Below are 14,986 nucleotides of genomic sequence, written 5' to 3' on the forward strand. Positions count from 1 at the left end.
ATTTTGAGAGTCAATTTACCTTTAGAAGTAAGACAAAATGAGACTGTAGTAATTCACCTCCGGGGAATTAAAAATATATTCTCACCTCCCGCCCAAATTCTCTTTCAAGTAAAAGAGAATTCCTCCTCTCCCAAAATTTTAATTTCAATCGAACCTCTTGCTTCCGACATAGGAGCTGATTGGGAACATGAAGAAATTGTAATTAGAATCCCTCCCGGCGTTACAAGGGGTTTAAAGGCGTCTGTTTATGAATGGGATTTACTCGTAAACCGGCAGGGAAATTTTGAATATCCTTACTGGGGAACTTTTACGCTCATCGGAACTATTTCCCGAAACAATGAATCGGTTGATCCGATTGTTATCAATGACTTAGAAACAAGACTCGCTGGAACCGGAATGGGACGCGGTTCTTGGATGATCGGAGTATTTTCTGATTACTGGTTAGAAAAACTCGGAGGAATTGGTAATCTCGTTTTAGAAAAATGTCTTCAGTGGCTCGATCAGAATAAAATTTATCGGTTAAACCCACACACAGGAGGAAAATTAATCAAGTCCGGATCCGTCGATCTTGAGATAACAGAATCAGGAATTGAAATTGATTCCAATGATAACGTAACAGATGTAAAAACCCTTTCTTTGCTTGATTCACCGACAAATCCGGAACATGCGACTCGTAGAGATTGGGTGGTTTCTGAAATTAATTCTAAAATCGAGCAAGCAATTTCGGATTTAATAGACGGAGCACCTAGTACGCTCGATACACTCAATGAACTAGCAGAAGCACTCGGAGATGATCCAAATTTTGCGACAACGATTATCAATTTAATAAATGGAAAGATTTCGATTTCAGAAATTGGAAATTTGATCCCGTCTCTTGTTGCCGGGAAAATACCAGAGATTTATCTTCCTCCGTATGCAGACGTGCCGGTCACAAGTGTAAACTCAAAAATCGGAGATGTTGTTCTTGATTATTCGGATGTAGGCGCTTCTCAAGCGATTCATGAGCACAACTCACTGTATTATACAAAAAATCAAATAGACTCGATCGTCTCAAATTTGAACGTAAAAGTTCCGAAGTTTGCCGGGAACTGGACTGGAAAGTTATTACCAAATCTTCAAAAAGTAATTTCAGCCGCAGAGCCAGATCTTGTTTGGAAAATTTCATTCAGTGGAGTATTCCCGGCAGGCAATGGCTTTTTCGGAGGAATCTTACTACCGGATGGAAGAATTTTTTGTGTTCCTTATCTTTCCACTTCAGCTCGAATCTATGATCCGATTACAAACACTGTAATCATTCCAAACGGATCCTATCCAGGAGAAGTTCCACCCGATGGTGGACCTGCATTTGCGGGAGGAGTGCTGCTTTCGGATGGTCGAGTTTTTTGCGTTCCTAATTACTCAACTACTGCCAGAATTTATGATCCGATAACAAATTCAGTATCAATTCCCAATGGCACCTATCCCGGATCTGCGGCGTTTGCAGGTGGGGTTTTATTGCAAGACGGCCGGGTTTTTTGTATTCCAAGAAACACTTCTTCAGCTCGTATCTATGATCCAGTAACAAATTCAGTTTCAATTCCTAATGGAACATATCCGACAATAAATGCGTTTACGGGAGGAGTTTTACTTTTGGACGGCCGCGTTTTTTGTGTTCCGGATTCTTCAACCACCGCTCGAATTTATGATCCGGTTTTAAATACGGTTTCAACTCCAAATGGAAACTATCCCGGCTCTGGTGCATTTTCTGGCGGGGTTTTACTTTCTGATGGTCGTGTATTCTGCGTTCCTAACAATTCAACGTCGGCAAGAATTTATGATCCAGTTTCGGATTCCGTTTCAACTCCAGGAGGATCGTATCCCGGCGGCAATGCGTTTGTGGGTGGAGTCTTTTTGCCGGATGGGCGAATTTTTTGTGTTCCATTTCAATCCACAACTTCAAGAATTTTTGATCCAGTTACAAATACAGTAATCACTCCGGGAGGAAGTTATCCTGGATTTGGATCCTTTGCTGGTGGAATTTTGTTACCCGATGCAAGGGTCTTTTGTATTCCTCATAACTCAACGACGGCGATGGGAATCGCCTCTACGAGAAACGCTTCCATGAACTTTAGCTTACCAATTTTACTTTCACCGTATTTTAATAAATTTTAGGAAAACAAAACGTGGGGAAGAATGCTTTCAATTTTAACCTTACGAAAAGGAGGAATTTGATTATGGGATCGAACGCAAAGTCTTTTTGGAAATACTTACTTGATAACGCGACGAAAGGGATCATAACGACGATTCTCGGGATTCTAATCGTAATTGGAGCTGTAGTCAGTGTATTCTTTGAAAAAGCAGACTGGTCGCAAGCTTCAATCGCGATTGCCGCCGGTATTGCTGCGATTGGATTTATGGGGAAGAGGGAAGGATTTCCGGAGGACAAGGAGTGAAGAAAGTTTTAGGTTATTCTATTTTACTCATTTTCTTTTCGTTTTCTTTCGCTTCTCTGCAAGAACCAATAATCGATTACAAAGCGGAGTCCCAAAATTTTAAAGACAACCTTTCTTAAAGAAAGAAAACTACGGATCCGGGTGAGATGGAGCAAATCTGTCTGGAGAACGAAGCTGGCAGAAAATTGGCGTTATACGCCTATCTCAAAATGAAAGATGTCGCCGATTATTGGAAAAAAGTAGCAGAAGACAGGAAATCCGACGCTGAATTCGGGAGGAGTATAAAGAACTGGATAACTGCGTTTTTGGTCGGCGGAGCGATTTCGTTATTTGTGGGAATTTTTCTTTATGTTTTGGATTAGACTCTAAATTATATCCAATTAAATTGCTCGAAAAAATATATACTCGACAAGGAATATTCTTTATTCTTGATTTTTTCATATCAACTTGGAATTTAGAATAACAGAAGAGACTAATATTGTATGAGTAAATCAAGAATAGAAATGGATGGCATTGCCCGTTTTAAATCGTTTATCTTAAAAAGTAAAATTTTAATCCCTGATGCAAATGAAAATGATAAATCTCCGTCTTGGGACGGAGGCATATTAGTATATAATCGTCCAGATCATAATGACAAAAAAGAATTTTTACTTGGAAGAATCCCGATACAGATAAAATCAAAGGAAGATAGACCTCCATTAAAAGAATCATATTCTTTGGATAAATTAGATGCTATCAATTATCTCAATGATGGTGGAATAATTTTTATAAGACCCATATTCGATGATTCTTCGGTTAAATTCTTCGGCAAGATTTTGCTCCCTCTAACGATTAAGAATTATTTATTAAGCACAAAAAGAAAAAGTAAAACAATCAGAATAAGATTAAAAGAATATAGTAACATAGAAGATTTTATTAATGAATGTATATTTTTTCTCGAACATCAACCGCTACAAAGAAATCAAAATAATCATATTACTATCGATAAAGTTGATTTAACACAAGGAACGCTTTTTACTAAATTTTTAAAAAAGGATAATATTTATAAATCTGCCCTGTCAGACGATAGTTATTTATATTTTAAATTGAAGGACACAGATATTACAGTTCCCGTTGAAGCTACTCTATCAGAAATCGGAGTTGATAAGGAAGTAGAGATAAAAATTAACGAAATAGTCTATTTCCATAACGCATTCCTTGGAGAAAAAAATAACGGAATCCGTACAATTCGTTTAAATAAAAGACTCTTTATTGAGTTCGATGCAAAGAATATTAAGATACATTTTTCATGGAAACCGGATAGTGATTTTGTTGAAACGCTGAATGCTTTGCGTTTTCTACGTGATTTAGAAAATTCGAATTCTTTCGTATTAGGTAATCTTCCTTTTACATTCGAATCTTATAAAGCTTCGGAAACGATTTTAGATCAAGTTATTCTATATGAAGACACTTATAACGCTTTTTCCTACTTAAATCTTGATACGACCGGGATTATTATTCAAGACCTTGAGAATAGCTACCAAGAAATAGAGGAAATTATATATATCGTTAATCAAAGGATGAAAGTCCAGATTGATAATTGCGAAAAGGGATTTAATAAAGTTTATAAAATTTCCTCTAAAGTTTTGATTTTAATATTTTTACCAATGGTTGATGGCGATTATGCCGTATATAATTTTACGGACGAGATCGGCCTTGGTGAACAGTATATGTGTTCTCCGCGTGGATCGAATTCAAGGGTTGAATGTAGTAAATATTTGATCTTAGATAGACAAGAATTAATTCCTATAATCTTGAATCATTGCGATGTTGCAATCTCAGACATCGAAGAAAAATACGATGAAAAATTGAGATTAGAATATACTTTTCTAATGCTGTCTTGCATTCTATATTTCGACACATCAAAAGATGCACGCATTTTATCTTTCGCCGATCGGCTCAATCAGATAATAATAGAAAACGCCGAAGATGATAGCTATGGCACCCCCTTCATAATCAATAAATACCAAATAATTTTCCGCACTCGTAACTTGAGTGCGGAAGAAGCGGAAGAGGTAATTAAAGTAAAAGAAGCTTTTAAAGATCAGATCCCAACGTGTTTGTGTGCAAATATTCTTCTAAAAAATATTTATGAATCTGATTCACTGTATATGAAATTAACGGAAGCGGAAAGAATCGAATTTGATCGCTGGCCAATAATGAATCTTTACAAGAGCTTTAAAAATGAAATAATATAGATTCTTATTTCTCCTGGATAACGATATATTCATTCGATGTCATAATCGTCTTTTTTAGCAATAAATCTTAGTTTATACTTTTGTAAATTAACTCATTCTATAAAAAGAAAAATTTCAGCTGGCTTTTTAAAGATTCGTGAAAGTTGTTTAGCCAATTCTTTTGGAATTGGCCTTTTGCCTAATTCTATAGCCGTAAGATTTTGTCTCGGGATACCACCTAATCTTACCCCAAGTTCCGAAAGACTAAATCCAGCCTTTTTTCTATAATATTTCATTCTTGATGCTGGTTTAAGGAACTCTTTATTCTCTTTGAAAAATTCCGTATCTTTCCAGGGAATTGATTCTTCAGACTTTTCAATACGAAGTTTCTTACCAAATTCCTTTTTGAGAGCTTTCAGAAGGGTAGAAGAATTTCTCCTTTAATTGTAGTTCAGTATGGGGAGTTTTCACGACTGCCGGCATAATATACCTCAATTAATGATGAAACCCATTATCTAAGTCATTCTTAATAACGTTTCGAACTCTTCAAATGCGTCCTTTCCCAAAGCACCTTCATTAAGACACCATTCTTTGACCATTCTCATCTCAAAACGTTGGCTCCTTGCTACTAAAAGAGCCTGATCGAGACATTCTCGTGCATTGAAATGTATGTAAGAAGAGAGCCTGTCCTTTATACAATCAGTTGGTGAAAATATTTTTAAAATTTTACCTTCAATTTCTTTTTCATCTGGGATGATCTTATAATCGTCACCAATTGAAACAGGGGCGGAAAGAAATTCAATAAAAAGGTGATTGCATTTTGGGTGAACATAATGACGAGTTATTTTATAAAACCCTAATTCTTCCATTACTGATTTTATTTCTGACGCTTTGGATATAAGCGGTTCAACTAAGTCTATATCTCCTGAACGATATGCACCTCTTGAATAAATCGCGACAACTGCACCACCTACCAGAACAGACTGAATACCTTTGTTAGCTAAATGCCATCCCACAAATTTCCAAAGTTCTTCTTCATCTACGTTAGCCCAATCCGGTTCATCCATAAACAGGTTTTCCTTTTTGTCTCGGCCTTCTCCTTGTTACAAAAATTAATTCTTTTTCTTCGATAGATAAAGAATTATAGAAAATAGCCAGGATATCCTTAATCGGTTTGACGAAAGGGGATTTTGGATTGAATGCAAAAACTCTAGATTTACCAACGTTCCTTGCGACGATAATTCCAGTTTTCTCAAATCGCTCAAGTTGGAGTCTAATTGGCGTAACTGCCGATCCGTAATCAGCAGCGATCGCTGATGAGTGAATTTCATTATAATGATAGAGATGCAATAAAACTCTTGAGGCTGTCCTATTTCCAAAAATTCCGTCGAGGATCATTCTTAAAGCATCATATATTCTCTTTTCCTTATCAACTATATTTTAGTCTATATAGACCAATTTTTAGTCAATACAGAAAGCGGTTTGATTCTCCATATTACACGGAATCCAGATCAGCAATAGGGGGTCTGGAGGAATATTACACAAATTAATTATACTTTACAAAAATTTGCTTAACTTCCGATAATGTAAATTCTGTCGCATCCGAATTATGTCTCATTTGTATGTTCTGGCACATCGGTAACACAGTATAATAGAGGTATGAGGCCAATTACGGATATGAATAAAATTTATTATTAAATTCTTTTATAAACTGGTGATAAGCCGTTTTGTTTGGGAAAAACAAATACACACTAATTGGATTTCCAATCACCAAATCTAAGAACGCTTCAAATTTAAATTCAACATTTGCTCCATACCATATTTTATAATTAGAAAAATAATCACCTAAAGAATCGTGTGCATAAAATAAATTTAATTTATCGTTATAATCAAAAATAACTATGCTATGGCCGCTACCGTTCCGAAGCCTTATCGAAGTTCGAAACGGTATTCCAAATCGAATTATTCTTTTGCAGTCTTCTATCGTAAATTCATAAGACCAGTATGAAATACATCCGGTAGAGAAATGAAAACTGACCATGCCAAATTCGCTAGCCATAGGTGCATAACCATGTTCCAGATATTTTTCAATCCAATAGAATTCTTTATATTTCTTAATTAGTTTTTTGAAGATAAAATCTTGATTTTCGTAAGAGTATTCGTATTGTTTCGCTATGAATTCTTTATTTTTTCTTTTTATAAATTTATTACCGATATAAATCCAAAAATTACTACTTACGTAAGAAAAAAGCGCATATATCCACCAAAGGAACGACCGATACTTTGGATAATTCATTCTATTTCAATTTCGATTCCGTCGATTTTTATTTTCCCTTTTGAAATATTTTCAATAGAAAGCTTTTTCACATTATTATTTTTATCCTTTTTATAATAACTTATCTTGGTATTCTCCCTTTTGCCCTTTTTTGTTAGACTCAAGACAATTTCTTTAATAATATCGTATGTTATTCCTGATTTAAGCGATTCGACTATAAAGTAAATACCTACTATGAGAATTTCATCGTTTCCGAATACAATATTATCTTCTATTAATTCATAACCTGATATTCCATTTTTTGAGTCCTGATAAAGATATGGATATCTCTCTTGAAATATTTTTAAATTGTTTGTTTCTATTTTAATCATAATGTCGTTTTATCTCATAAAAAAGAGGCTCTCCAATTTACGAACCTGAAATGCAAAATTCAGGTTCGTTGATAGAATGAGAATTATTATGACTACTTATTATTAACGTTTTGCTATGCTCCGCGTTCGCGAAACTTTACAAAGTTATACAAATAGTAGCCCTATTAAGTTAATTGGGATAAGATCTTATCTCCGTTTTGTAGTGCCGATAAAAATCCATTATGCCAGATAGAAACGTGTCTTGGGTTTGAATCATTTTTGTAGATTTCAAATTTATTCTCCTTTTTTAATTCTTGAATATCAGCGGGATGATTATAATTATCGAAACTAAAATTATGGCCATTTAATTTCAGACAGCTACAAACTCCTCCCGCCCAAGAGTCGTTTCTAAAATGCATCGAATTTTGATTTTTGCTACTAAAATCTATCAAAACGATTTTTTGATTTACGTTTGGATCAAGCCTACTTATAGAAAAGTTTAAATGATGATCATTAAAACCGTAACCGATAAACAATATCGAATCCGCCATCCTCGGAAAATTAAATGATTTATTATAATACGTAAAAAAAGGGTCTCGAAGCATTTGATTCAATTTGAAATATCCGGAGATTATCGATGAAGTCGGAAGACTAATCCCTTCTGAAGTTTTTATTTCATTTCGACCCGAAGCGTTTTGTGAAAAAGAAGCTTTTAAATTATTTTCCCAACTTATCGAGTGCATGCTTCCTTCATTCATTTTCATATCAAAATGAACGGATCCATGAAGTTGAATTAAATAATTCCACTTCCCAGAATCGATAAAATAATCTTTATCGAACGCACCTGAATATTTATTAAATCCAACATCGAGCGATGGATCTGCTTGTAAGAATATATTATCGTAATTCAAAGAGATAATTGCAATTTCAAACTGATCTTTTAACTTTTCGATAAATTTTTTTAATAATGAAAGTTCGGGTTGCTTATTGTTATTTAGATCAATACATTGCTCTCGAAAATGATTTAATAGTTCGTCGATTAGACTAACGTATAGATCCCTAAAAGTCGATTGATCCGGGGCTATATATTTATTATACCGGTTAACTTTCGGAAAATTAATCGGATTTAAAAAGGCTTTCAACGAATTATTCGACAAAGGATTCAAATGAGATGACAAAGAAAAAATAACATAAAGCAACTCTTCAAAATTAACATAATTGTTATTATTTTGATTTTTATAATATTCTGATAGCCTTTCTTTGAGAAATGAATATAGGCTATCTACTTGATTGTCCAATGCAAACTTACCTAAAGCCCACTTTTCAAATAGTGTATCCACCGCTGACACTGAAGGCATTCCAAATTCAATGGATGCTCCAGCTCCAACGACAATCAGTAATTTTTTTTTCATAGCCATATAATTTATTCAATAAAAATGATCTTCTAACTGCTTTCTGATTATGAAATTAAATATTATAGTATGAGACATGCGATTATCATCATATTCTAACATAAATTAAGCAAAGCGAATTTCAAATCAAGTGCAAAATCGACAAATTATTATGATTTGTTCTTCAACTTCAATGAGCAATCAAACCACTCTTTAGATCGTAAACTTAAAACCATTTTCCTACTTCCGATAATATGTAATTCTGTCACTCTACTTTCACGACCTTCAAATCCACTCAATAAATTATTTCCAACTTTGATCCTAAAGTCAATGCAAGGCTTTGAAATATACGGAAGTGATTAAGAAACGCTATCAGCCACTATTGAGCATACGTGAGATCCAAAAATCGATGAAGCCCGCTCTCTAAGTGGCCTAAGCCGTCGTTCAATTTGCTTGACACTGGAGCCGGGACTTCCTCGCGCAAATTTTTCAGGTCGCTGATTATCTTCTGCAACTCTTCGATTTTCTTTTTTGAATATGTGAGTTCTTCTTCAGTGAGTGCCATACCGTTATTTTGAATTTCAATCGAATCTTTGTCAACTTTTCCAGAATTATTTTTGATCCTTATTTTTCTTTTCTCGAAAGCGGCAAACAGAAAACATATAGAGGCCGCTATCTCAATTTCTGGTTCTTAAAACATTCATCGATTTTGTAATATCCTTGATTATTTAAAGGAAACTTTCTCTAGGATGAACTTTTCTGATATTCATACTGGATATATTTGATTTAGAGTGCCCTTGGAGATCTGTTATTATAAAATTATTATTTATAGAATTCGCATAGCAACTAATTAGGCATTTCCCTAAACCATACTCAAGATAGAGTGTAAGTCGTGAATATTCAATTATGGCTTCAACAATAACTGGATTTCCTATCTTTTTACAGAGTGGGCCAATAATTGGATCTTTCCGATACCAGAAATTTATCGCTTCCCCTCCATAGTATTCAAAAAAACCTTCCGTCCCTCTACTATTTACTAAATTTCGATTTAAACAAAACCATATCAACCCGTCTCTCCGTCCAGTATCCTGATTACGAAAATCAGTTAATTTATTTTTTATGTTGTATATTTCCTCATCCGTGTTTTTCAATTCTTGTGATATATTTTCAATAAACTCTAAATGATGGCTCTGCATATTTAAAATTCTTAGGCCATTTTTTATGTACGGCTTGCTCGGTATTTCTTTTGTACAATGAAAACCGACTACCCCATTCTTACGCGCATAACTTTCGATTTCTTCAAAAAGCTCAATAATCGGCTTTTTTCTTTGGATCTGCTCTATTGACGTCCTGTTCTTTAGGAGTTCCATCACATCCGTCGCTTTAAGCTGATCCAGAATTTCTTTTGAGTAAGTATTAGGATTATCTAAAATCAGCATAAATTATATTTATCCAAACGCCGGCCTTGAACTTCTTATTTTGCCCAAGTAATTAATAATACCAATATTGTCAATATGAGAACTAAGTAAAAATAATAAAGCCAGCCATAACTTACGCGCTTTGGCTTTCTCGCAAAATCAGTCCAAACATAATCAAATATAGGCTTATCGCAAATCTTCCAATTATGTATTTCTAATAAATTTTGCAATTTTCTTTGAACTACCCTATAAATTTCGTATTGTTTATTCTGACGATACATGACGTAGCCGGTGAGACCTGATGTAATCAACGCAAGAAGCGTAATAATAATCTTTGGGCAATAAGGAGATTGCGTGAATGTAAACCAATTTTGTCCAATGGCGGTAATTAGTCCGGCGTAGACTATGGATATATATACGTTCACCTTTAAGGGCCAATCGCGCGATCTGTTAAGTTCGTCATAATTTGTTTCATATAACAGTTTTATCTCTTCGAACTTCGGGACTTTTTTTCTCATTTTATTTTTCTTTTTATTTAACTAGGATTACAGTTATATCTTCTCTACTCGTCTCAATATTTTTGAATTCGACGTTTCATTTTCAAGAATTATTTACCGACAATCTCAATGGAATTCGTCAGTTTATTTGATTTAGGAATTTATTTTACAGTTTTATTAAAGGATTCTGATATTCTTTTTATCCGTTATGTGTAGTAGATTCGCTCAATCCAATCGCTGGTCCAAGGCGAAAGCTTTCCAATTCGCAAAGGATATAAATGAAAGCAGAAGTCGTTTCAATATTGTATATACGGAAGGCGCTCTTATTATTCTAAAACCTGGCACCGACTACACCGTTGAGAATGCGATGTTTTGGTTGGTTGCCCCTTGGTCGAAGAGCCTAAAGGATTCTTTTCAGTATGCGACCGGTAACGCGAAATCAGAAACCATATTCGAACTCAAATCTTTCAAGGAGCCTATCTTAAGTTCCAGGTGTATTATCCCTTGTGATGCTGTATTTGAATCCATCGGACAAAGTGGATCGAAACAGCCCTACGCGCTTAGATTAAATGATGACGAACCATTCGGAATGGCTGGGATTTACTCTCGTTGGAAAAATCCGGAAACCGGCGAACGGATCCAAACCTTTTCGATCATCACAGTTCCCTCTAACGAGCTTTTTACTAAATATCACCCAAAACAAAGAATGCCTGTAATTCTTCCTCCGGAGAATTACGAAGCCTGGCTTGATTCAAAATTAAATACTAAGCTTCAGATCTCTCCATTTTTTCAAATTTATCCTTCGGATTTAATGCACGCCTACCCTGTTTCAAAATTATTATTGTCTCCTAAGAAGAAATTAGAGGGCGAGGAATGCCTGAAAGAAATTTCCCTGGAAGAAAAAAGAGATACGCTTTTCTAAAAAGGCTTGATCCGAAATTATAAATACATATATTTGTTTAGCATACAAATATATGCTTCTTTTAGAAAATTTAAAGCTCAATAGGACGATTCCACTTCTCCGAACGCCGTTACATGCTGGTTTTCCAAGTCCAGCTGACGATTACTTACGAAAGAAACTCGATCCAAGAGATATCCTCGAATTAAACCCTCTTTCAACATTCTATATGCTTATCGCAGGTCACTCCTGGGAAGAGTTTAATATCCACGATCGCGATATCGTTGTCATCGATCGTTCGATACCACCTTCCTCCGGAAAACTGGCTATTGTAACGTATGAAGGGAGCTTCGCTTTGAGGATGTTAGGTAAGATCGACGGACAACTTTGTTTTCTTACACAAGACTCAACGGGAATGATTCTTTCCATCGAACCGAGTTCCGAATTTCAAATTTGGGGAATTATAACCTTTGTCATTCACAGGTATTAACGGCAAACACCTCTTTGCCTTAGTGGATGTGAACAATTTCTATGTTTCTTGTGAACGGGTTTTTCGTCCGGATTTAGAAAAGGTTCCTCTTGTCGTTCTATCAAATAATGATGGTTGCGCTGTTTCCAGAAGCGAAGAAGCAAAATCATTAGGGATCACAATGGGAATGCCAATATTCAAAGCGACGGACCTCGTGGCGACAGGCCGTTTGGCTACCCTCTCAAGTAATTACACTCTTTATGGAGAGATGAGTTTTCGGTTTCGAGGAGTGCTTAAACTACTCTGTTCGGAAGTGGAGCAATACTCAATCGATGAATGTTTTTTGGAACTCACTGGATTCATCAAGGAAGAGAATTCCGTCGCGTTCGGACACAAGATCAAAGAAACAATTCAAAGGACGTTAGGACTTCCCGTCTGTGTTGGAATTGGTCCAACCAAAACTCTTGCAAAAGTCGCAAACAAAATCGCAAAATCAAATTTAGAAAGCCAAGGGGTCTTTAGAATTGAACCCGAAAAGCGCGAATCCATTTTATCAAAAATTCGACCTTCCGACGTTTGGGGGATCGGACCGGCCTACGTAAGTTTCTTGGAAGATTGTAATATAAAGAACGCGCTGGAGCTCTCAAGGCTCCCCGACGACTGGATTCGAAAACAAATGACTGTGGTTGGCCTTCGGCTAGTTTATGAACTCCGTGGAACCGTTTGCTATGGTATGGAACATTCCCCTCCTCCGAAAAAAGAAATCGTTGTCGGCCGGGCATACGGAGACTACGTTTGCGATTTACAAAGCGTGATCGAAGCAACTACTACCTATCTCTCTCGCGCAGTGGAGAAACTCTGGAAAGAAAATAGATACGCACAAGCCTTGTCCGTTTTTATCCGAACTGATCCGTTTCAAAAAGAAGATAAACAATATGAAGAAACAATTTATATGAAAATTCCTTTTGCCACACGGGATCTTTTTGAACTCCAAGCCTATTGCATAGCCGGAGTGAAAACAATTTTCAAAGAAGGCTACAGATACAAAAAGAGTGGAGTGATGCTTTCTGAATTAACCAACGAAAACAAACGTCAACAGGATTTGTTTTACAGAGGCAACGCCGATTGTGCTACCGAAGCCGTTATTGGGATAAACTCTAAATTCTATTCAGGAAAAATCAGAACCGCCGTTACCGGATTCGGATCCCGGAACTGGAGAATGCGGCGGGACTTTCAGTCAAAAAGCCCGCTTCATAACTGGGATGAGATCCCGGTTGTGAAAGTGTAAACTATTAAGATGTAAGAACTACCGCTTTCGCCTAATAGGATAATAATGAATAGAGAATTTGGATCTTATTTCAGAAATCGTTCAAAAATCTTTGTTACTTTACGAAGCTGCGTATCTTGATTCATTTCGGAATTATTCATCAAAGCAGTTTGATATTGAAGCAAATAACGCACGATCTCAATCCGGCTTTTTCGAAGTCGCAAACGATAACCTAAAGGGTCCAATAAAAAATAAAGTCCAAGAACCGGCTTTAAAGATATTCTGCTCAAGAAAGGAATTTCTCTTTTAGCCGTAAATGGATTTCTTAGAATTAGCTCTCTTATTTCAAAAGCATTGTATTGAATTATGGCCACCGACCAAAAGAACACCCAACTTAAAATTCCGAAGACCGAGAAATAACCTTTATAGATTCCAAAAATAGGTAATATATAAACGAAGAGAATGGATACTATAAATCCGGATAAGGTTCCAAGCATCAGTAGAGTGGACCTTACCCGAACGATTCCTCTATACCGAATTGCTTTCCTAAGCATCAAGAAAATTGATGCGCTCACATACAAAACAGAATACGCTATTAAAACATGATATGCAAATAAAGGTTTATAAACGGATATCCCCTCTTCCATTACGTTGATCGTCGCGGAGAAAAAGCAGGAGAGAACGAGATATCCTAAAAGAAAATATTCAAATGTGCGAAATTCGCGAGAGGGTTCGTATTTTTCTTCTAAAATCGAAAGCGTAAGCTCTTTTAAATAAAAAGGAACAAACACTACTGCTGCCAAAATCCAGTTCGGGGCCAATCGACTTAAAGATTCGGGAATATATTCCCTAACGCCGGAACCAAAAACCCAGATACTCAATGTTGCGGTTAACGTTAAAAAGGTCTTTCGCGTTTCGAAAGAAACCCTTTCCCCAACACGAAAAACATAAACTCCCAAAAAAAGGACCGCCAATGAACAGAAAAGACTAACCCAGAAAACAACATCCATAATTTTTCCTCAAAAATTATGGTATTTTTGACGCAATTATTTGTAAACTAGCTTTAGGTATTTCAATTATGTTCAAAAAGACCGGTTCGCCGTTGAGCGAAGAGCCAGGGAAAAATACAAGCTGGTTATATTTTTCGGATAACTTTGCTCCCGCTGAACTATAAATACGGACAATGGACTTCATTTTCGGGTCGTAAAACCCGTAAGTTGTCGTATAATTTTTTTCTAAACAGTGTTTTGCGACGGAGCAAAAATTAATTACCGCAGCACGCCAGCCGCTTCGAGTATTTAGGAATGCGACATTATTCCAATCGGCAACATTCTCTTCGATAAGGGCATAACGCTTAGGGGGATAGCTCCCTTCTATTACAGCCATTTCAAGGGGAAGGAAGTTATTCGGCTTCTTCTCAACTACCCTCATTGCTGAAAGAATTTCATCCGCAGAATTCTTAACGTAAAACCAGGTTGACCAAGGGTCCAGATCAACAGCCGTGTATGCTGACTTCGTATATCCGCCCGCTACAAAAACTGATCGAATAAATTCTTTCACTCTTATCAGTTGCTCCGGATTTTCCAATCCGACGATCCGATAACAGTGAAGTTCAGTCCTTTTCTCTGCCTTTCCTGGTGGTGACTGAGGTTTTTCTATAACTGCATGTGACATAATTATATTATGTCACATTATTTACATTGGTTCCAGCATTTTTTTGTAATTGTCTTTAAAATTCTTTTGAATTCACATTGGAGTCCCAATCATTTTCTG

At 36.0% G+C, this 14,986-nt stretch carries 17 protein-coding genes; 7 read left to right on the top strand and 10 right to left on the bottom strand.

Annotated elements, in window-relative coordinates; genetic code table 11:
- Positions 1-3 precede the first annotated feature (3 nt).
- From JWG44_RS21840 to JWG44_RS21855, 4 genes are all read left to right on the top strand, one after another.
- Positions 4-2,151 carry a Kelch repeat-containing protein gene (locus tag JWG44_RS21840; protein ID WP_205277142.1) on the top strand — a complete coding sequence of 716 codons (2,148 nt, stop codon included), beginning with the start codon at positions 4-6 and terminating at the stop codon, positions 2,149-2,151.
- 62 nt (positions 2,152-2,213) lie between these two features.
- Positions 2,214-2,432 carry a hypothetical protein gene (locus tag JWG44_RS21845; protein ID WP_205277143.1) on the top strand — a complete coding sequence of 73 codons (219 nt, stop codon included), beginning with the start codon at positions 2,214-2,216 and terminating at the stop codon, positions 2,430-2,432.
- Positions 2,433-2,578: 146 nt separating this feature from the next.
- Positions 2,579-2,794, top strand: a complete 216-nt coding sequence (locus JWG44_RS22405) for a hypothetical protein (protein WP_232371798.1) — start codon at positions 2,579-2,581, stop codon at positions 2,792-2,794.
- A gap of 120 nt (positions 2,795-2,914) precedes the next feature.
- Positions 2,915-4,669 (top strand): hypothetical protein, encoded by a 1,755-nt coding sequence (locus JWG44_RS21855; protein WP_205277144.1) that lies wholly within the window; start codon positions 2,915-2,917, stop codon positions 4,667-4,669.
- Between the two features lie 92 nt (positions 4,670-4,761).
- On the opposite strand, the gene JWG44_RS22410 is transcribed toward JWG44_RS21855, so the two are convergent.
- The 8 genes from JWG44_RS22410 to JWG44_RS21895 form a co-directional block, all read right to left on the bottom strand.
- Positions 4,762-4,944, bottom strand: coding sequence for a helix-turn-helix transcriptional regulator (locus JWG44_RS22410; RefSeq protein WP_232371799.1), 183 nt, complete (start codon positions 4,942-4,944; stop codon positions 4,762-4,764).
- Between the two features lie 219 nt (positions 4,945-5,163).
- A complete protein-coding gene (locus JWG44_RS21865) occupies positions 5,164-5,715 on the bottom strand; it encodes a hypothetical protein (RefSeq protein ID WP_205277145.1) in 552 nt (183 codons plus the stop codon).
- Complete coding sequence (locus JWG44_RS21870; RefSeq protein WP_205277146.1) at positions 5,708-6,046, bottom strand: ArsR family transcriptional regulator; 339 nt, start codon at positions 6,044-6,046, stop codon at positions 5,708-5,710. Before JWG44_RS21870 ends, JWG44_RS21865 begins: the two co-directional genes overlap by 8 nt.
- A 271-nt stretch (positions 6,047-6,317) precedes the next feature.
- Positions 6,318-6,944 (bottom strand): hypothetical protein, encoded by a 627-nt coding sequence (locus tag JWG44_RS21875; RefSeq protein ID WP_205277147.1) that lies wholly within the window; start codon positions 6,942-6,944, stop codon positions 6,318-6,320.
- Positions 6,941-7,294, bottom strand: coding sequence for a hypothetical protein (locus tag JWG44_RS21880; RefSeq protein ID WP_205277148.1), 354 nt, complete (start codon positions 7,292-7,294; stop codon positions 6,941-6,943). The genes JWG44_RS21875 and JWG44_RS21880 overlap by 4 nt, the downstream gene beginning before the upstream one ends.
- Positions 7,295-7,458: 164 nt before the next feature.
- Positions 7,459-8,685 (bottom strand): SIR2 family protein, encoded by a 1,227-nt coding sequence (locus JWG44_RS21885; RefSeq protein ID WP_205277149.1) that lies wholly within the window; start codon positions 8,683-8,685, stop codon positions 7,459-7,461.
- Between the two features lie 358 nt (positions 8,686-9,043).
- Positions 9,044-9,229: a hypothetical protein gene (locus JWG44_RS21890; RefSeq protein WP_205277150.1), complete on the bottom strand. Its 186-nt coding sequence runs from the start codon at positions 9,227-9,229 to the stop codon at positions 9,044-9,046.
- A gap of 163 nt (positions 9,230-9,392) precedes the next feature.
- Complete coding sequence (locus tag JWG44_RS21895; RefSeq protein WP_205277151.1) at positions 9,393-10,103, bottom strand: hypothetical protein; 711 nt, start codon at positions 10,101-10,103, stop codon at positions 9,393-9,395.
- Between the two features lie 684 nt (positions 10,104-10,787).
- Between JWG44_RS21895 and JWG44_RS21900 the strand changes: the two genes are divergently transcribed.
- From JWG44_RS21900 to JWG44_RS21910, 3 genes are read left to right on the top strand one after another with little or no spacing between them, the layout of a single operon-like run.
- Positions 10,788-11,501: an SOS response-associated peptidase gene (locus JWG44_RS21900; protein ID WP_205277152.1), complete on the top strand. Its 714-nt coding sequence runs from the start codon at positions 10,788-10,790 to the stop codon at positions 11,499-11,501.
- A 52-nt stretch (positions 11,502-11,553) separates the two neighbouring features.
- Positions 11,554-11,967 (top strand): LexA family protein, encoded by a 414-nt coding sequence (locus tag JWG44_RS21905; protein ID WP_205277153.1) that lies wholly within the window; start codon positions 11,554-11,556, stop codon positions 11,965-11,967.
- Between the two features lie 28 nt (positions 11,968-11,995).
- Positions 11,996-13,234: a Y-family DNA polymerase gene (locus JWG44_RS21910; protein WP_332460822.1), complete on the top strand. Its 1,239-nt coding sequence runs from the start codon at positions 11,996-11,998 to the stop codon at positions 13,232-13,234.
- A gap of 65 nt (positions 13,235-13,299) precedes the next feature.
- Here JWG44_RS21910 and JWG44_RS21915 read toward each other — a convergent pair whose 3' ends face one another.
- Both JWG44_RS21915 and JWG44_RS21920 read right to left on the bottom strand, forming a co-directional pair.
- Positions 13,300-14,223 carry an LIC10906 family membrane protein gene (locus JWG44_RS21915; protein ID WP_205277155.1) on the bottom strand — a complete coding sequence of 308 codons (924 nt, stop codon included), beginning with the start codon at positions 14,221-14,223 and terminating at the stop codon, positions 13,300-13,302.
- 16 nt (positions 14,224-14,239) lie between these two features.
- Positions 14,240-14,887, bottom strand: a complete 648-nt coding sequence (locus JWG44_RS21920) for an LBL_2463 family protein (RefSeq protein ID WP_232371800.1) — start codon at positions 14,885-14,887, stop codon at positions 14,240-14,242.
- Positions 14,888-14,986 lie beyond the last annotated feature (99 nt).

Source organism: Leptospira ainazelensis (assembly GCF_016918785.1).
GTDB lineage: Bacteria > Spirochaetota > Leptospiria > Leptospirales > Leptospiraceae > Leptospira > Leptospira ainazelensis.

Bases quoted from the DNA above. Each gene is read 5' to 3' on its own strand.
- JWG44_RS21845 (WP_205277143.1), top strand. From the start codon at position 2,214: ATGGGATCGAACGCAAAGTCTTTTTGGAAATACTTACTTGATAACGCG.
- JWG44_RS22405 (WP_232371798.1), top strand. From the start codon at position 2,579: ATGGAGCAAATCTGTCTGGAGAACGAAGCTGGCAGAAAATTGGCGTTA.
- JWG44_RS21855 (WP_205277144.1), top strand. From the start codon at position 2,915: ATGAGTAAATCAAGAATAGAAATGGATGGCATTGCCCGTTTTAAATCG.
- JWG44_RS22410 (WP_232371799.1), bottom strand. From the start codon at position 4,944: ATGAAATATTATAGAAAAAAGGCTGGATTTAGTCTTTCGGAACTTGGG.
- JWG44_RS21865 (WP_205277145.1), bottom strand. From the start codon at position 5,715: ATGGATGAACCGGATTGGGCTAACGTAGATGAAGAAGAACTTTGGAAA.
- JWG44_RS21870 (WP_205277146.1), bottom strand. From the start codon at position 6,046: ATGATCCTCGACGGAATTTTTGGAAATAGGACAGCCTCAAGAGTTTTA.
- JWG44_RS21875 (WP_205277147.1), bottom strand. From the start codon at position 6,944: ATGAATTATCCAAAGTATCGGTCGTTCCTTTGGTGGATATATGCGCTT.
- JWG44_RS21880 (WP_205277148.1), bottom strand. From the start codon at position 7,294: ATGATTAAAATAGAAACAAACAATTTAAAAATATTTCAAGAGAGATAT.
- JWG44_RS21885 (WP_205277149.1), bottom strand. From the start codon at position 8,685: ATGAAAAAAAAATTACTGATTGTCGTTGGAGCTGGAGCATCCATTGAA.
- JWG44_RS21890 (WP_205277150.1), bottom strand. From the start codon at position 9,229: ATGGCACTCACTGAAGAAGAACTCACATATTCAAAAAAGAAAATCGAA.
- JWG44_RS21895 (WP_205277151.1), bottom strand. From the start codon at position 10,103: ATGCTGATTTTAGATAATCCTAATACTTACTCAAAAGAAATTCTGGAT.
- JWG44_RS21900 (WP_205277152.1), top strand. From the start codon at position 10,788: ATGTGTAGTAGATTCGCTCAATCCAATCGCTGGTCCAAGGCGAAAGCT.
- JWG44_RS21905 (WP_205277153.1), top strand. From the start codon at position 11,554: ATGCTTCTTTTAGAAAATTTAAAGCTCAATAGGACGATTCCACTTCTC.
- JWG44_RS21915 (WP_205277155.1), bottom strand. From the start codon at position 14,223: ATGGATGTTGTTTTCTGGGTTAGTCTTTTCTGTTCATTGGCGGTCCTT.
- JWG44_RS21920 (WP_232371800.1), bottom strand. From the start codon at position 14,887: ATGTCACATGCAGTTATAGAAAAACCTCAGTCACCACCAGGAAAGGCA.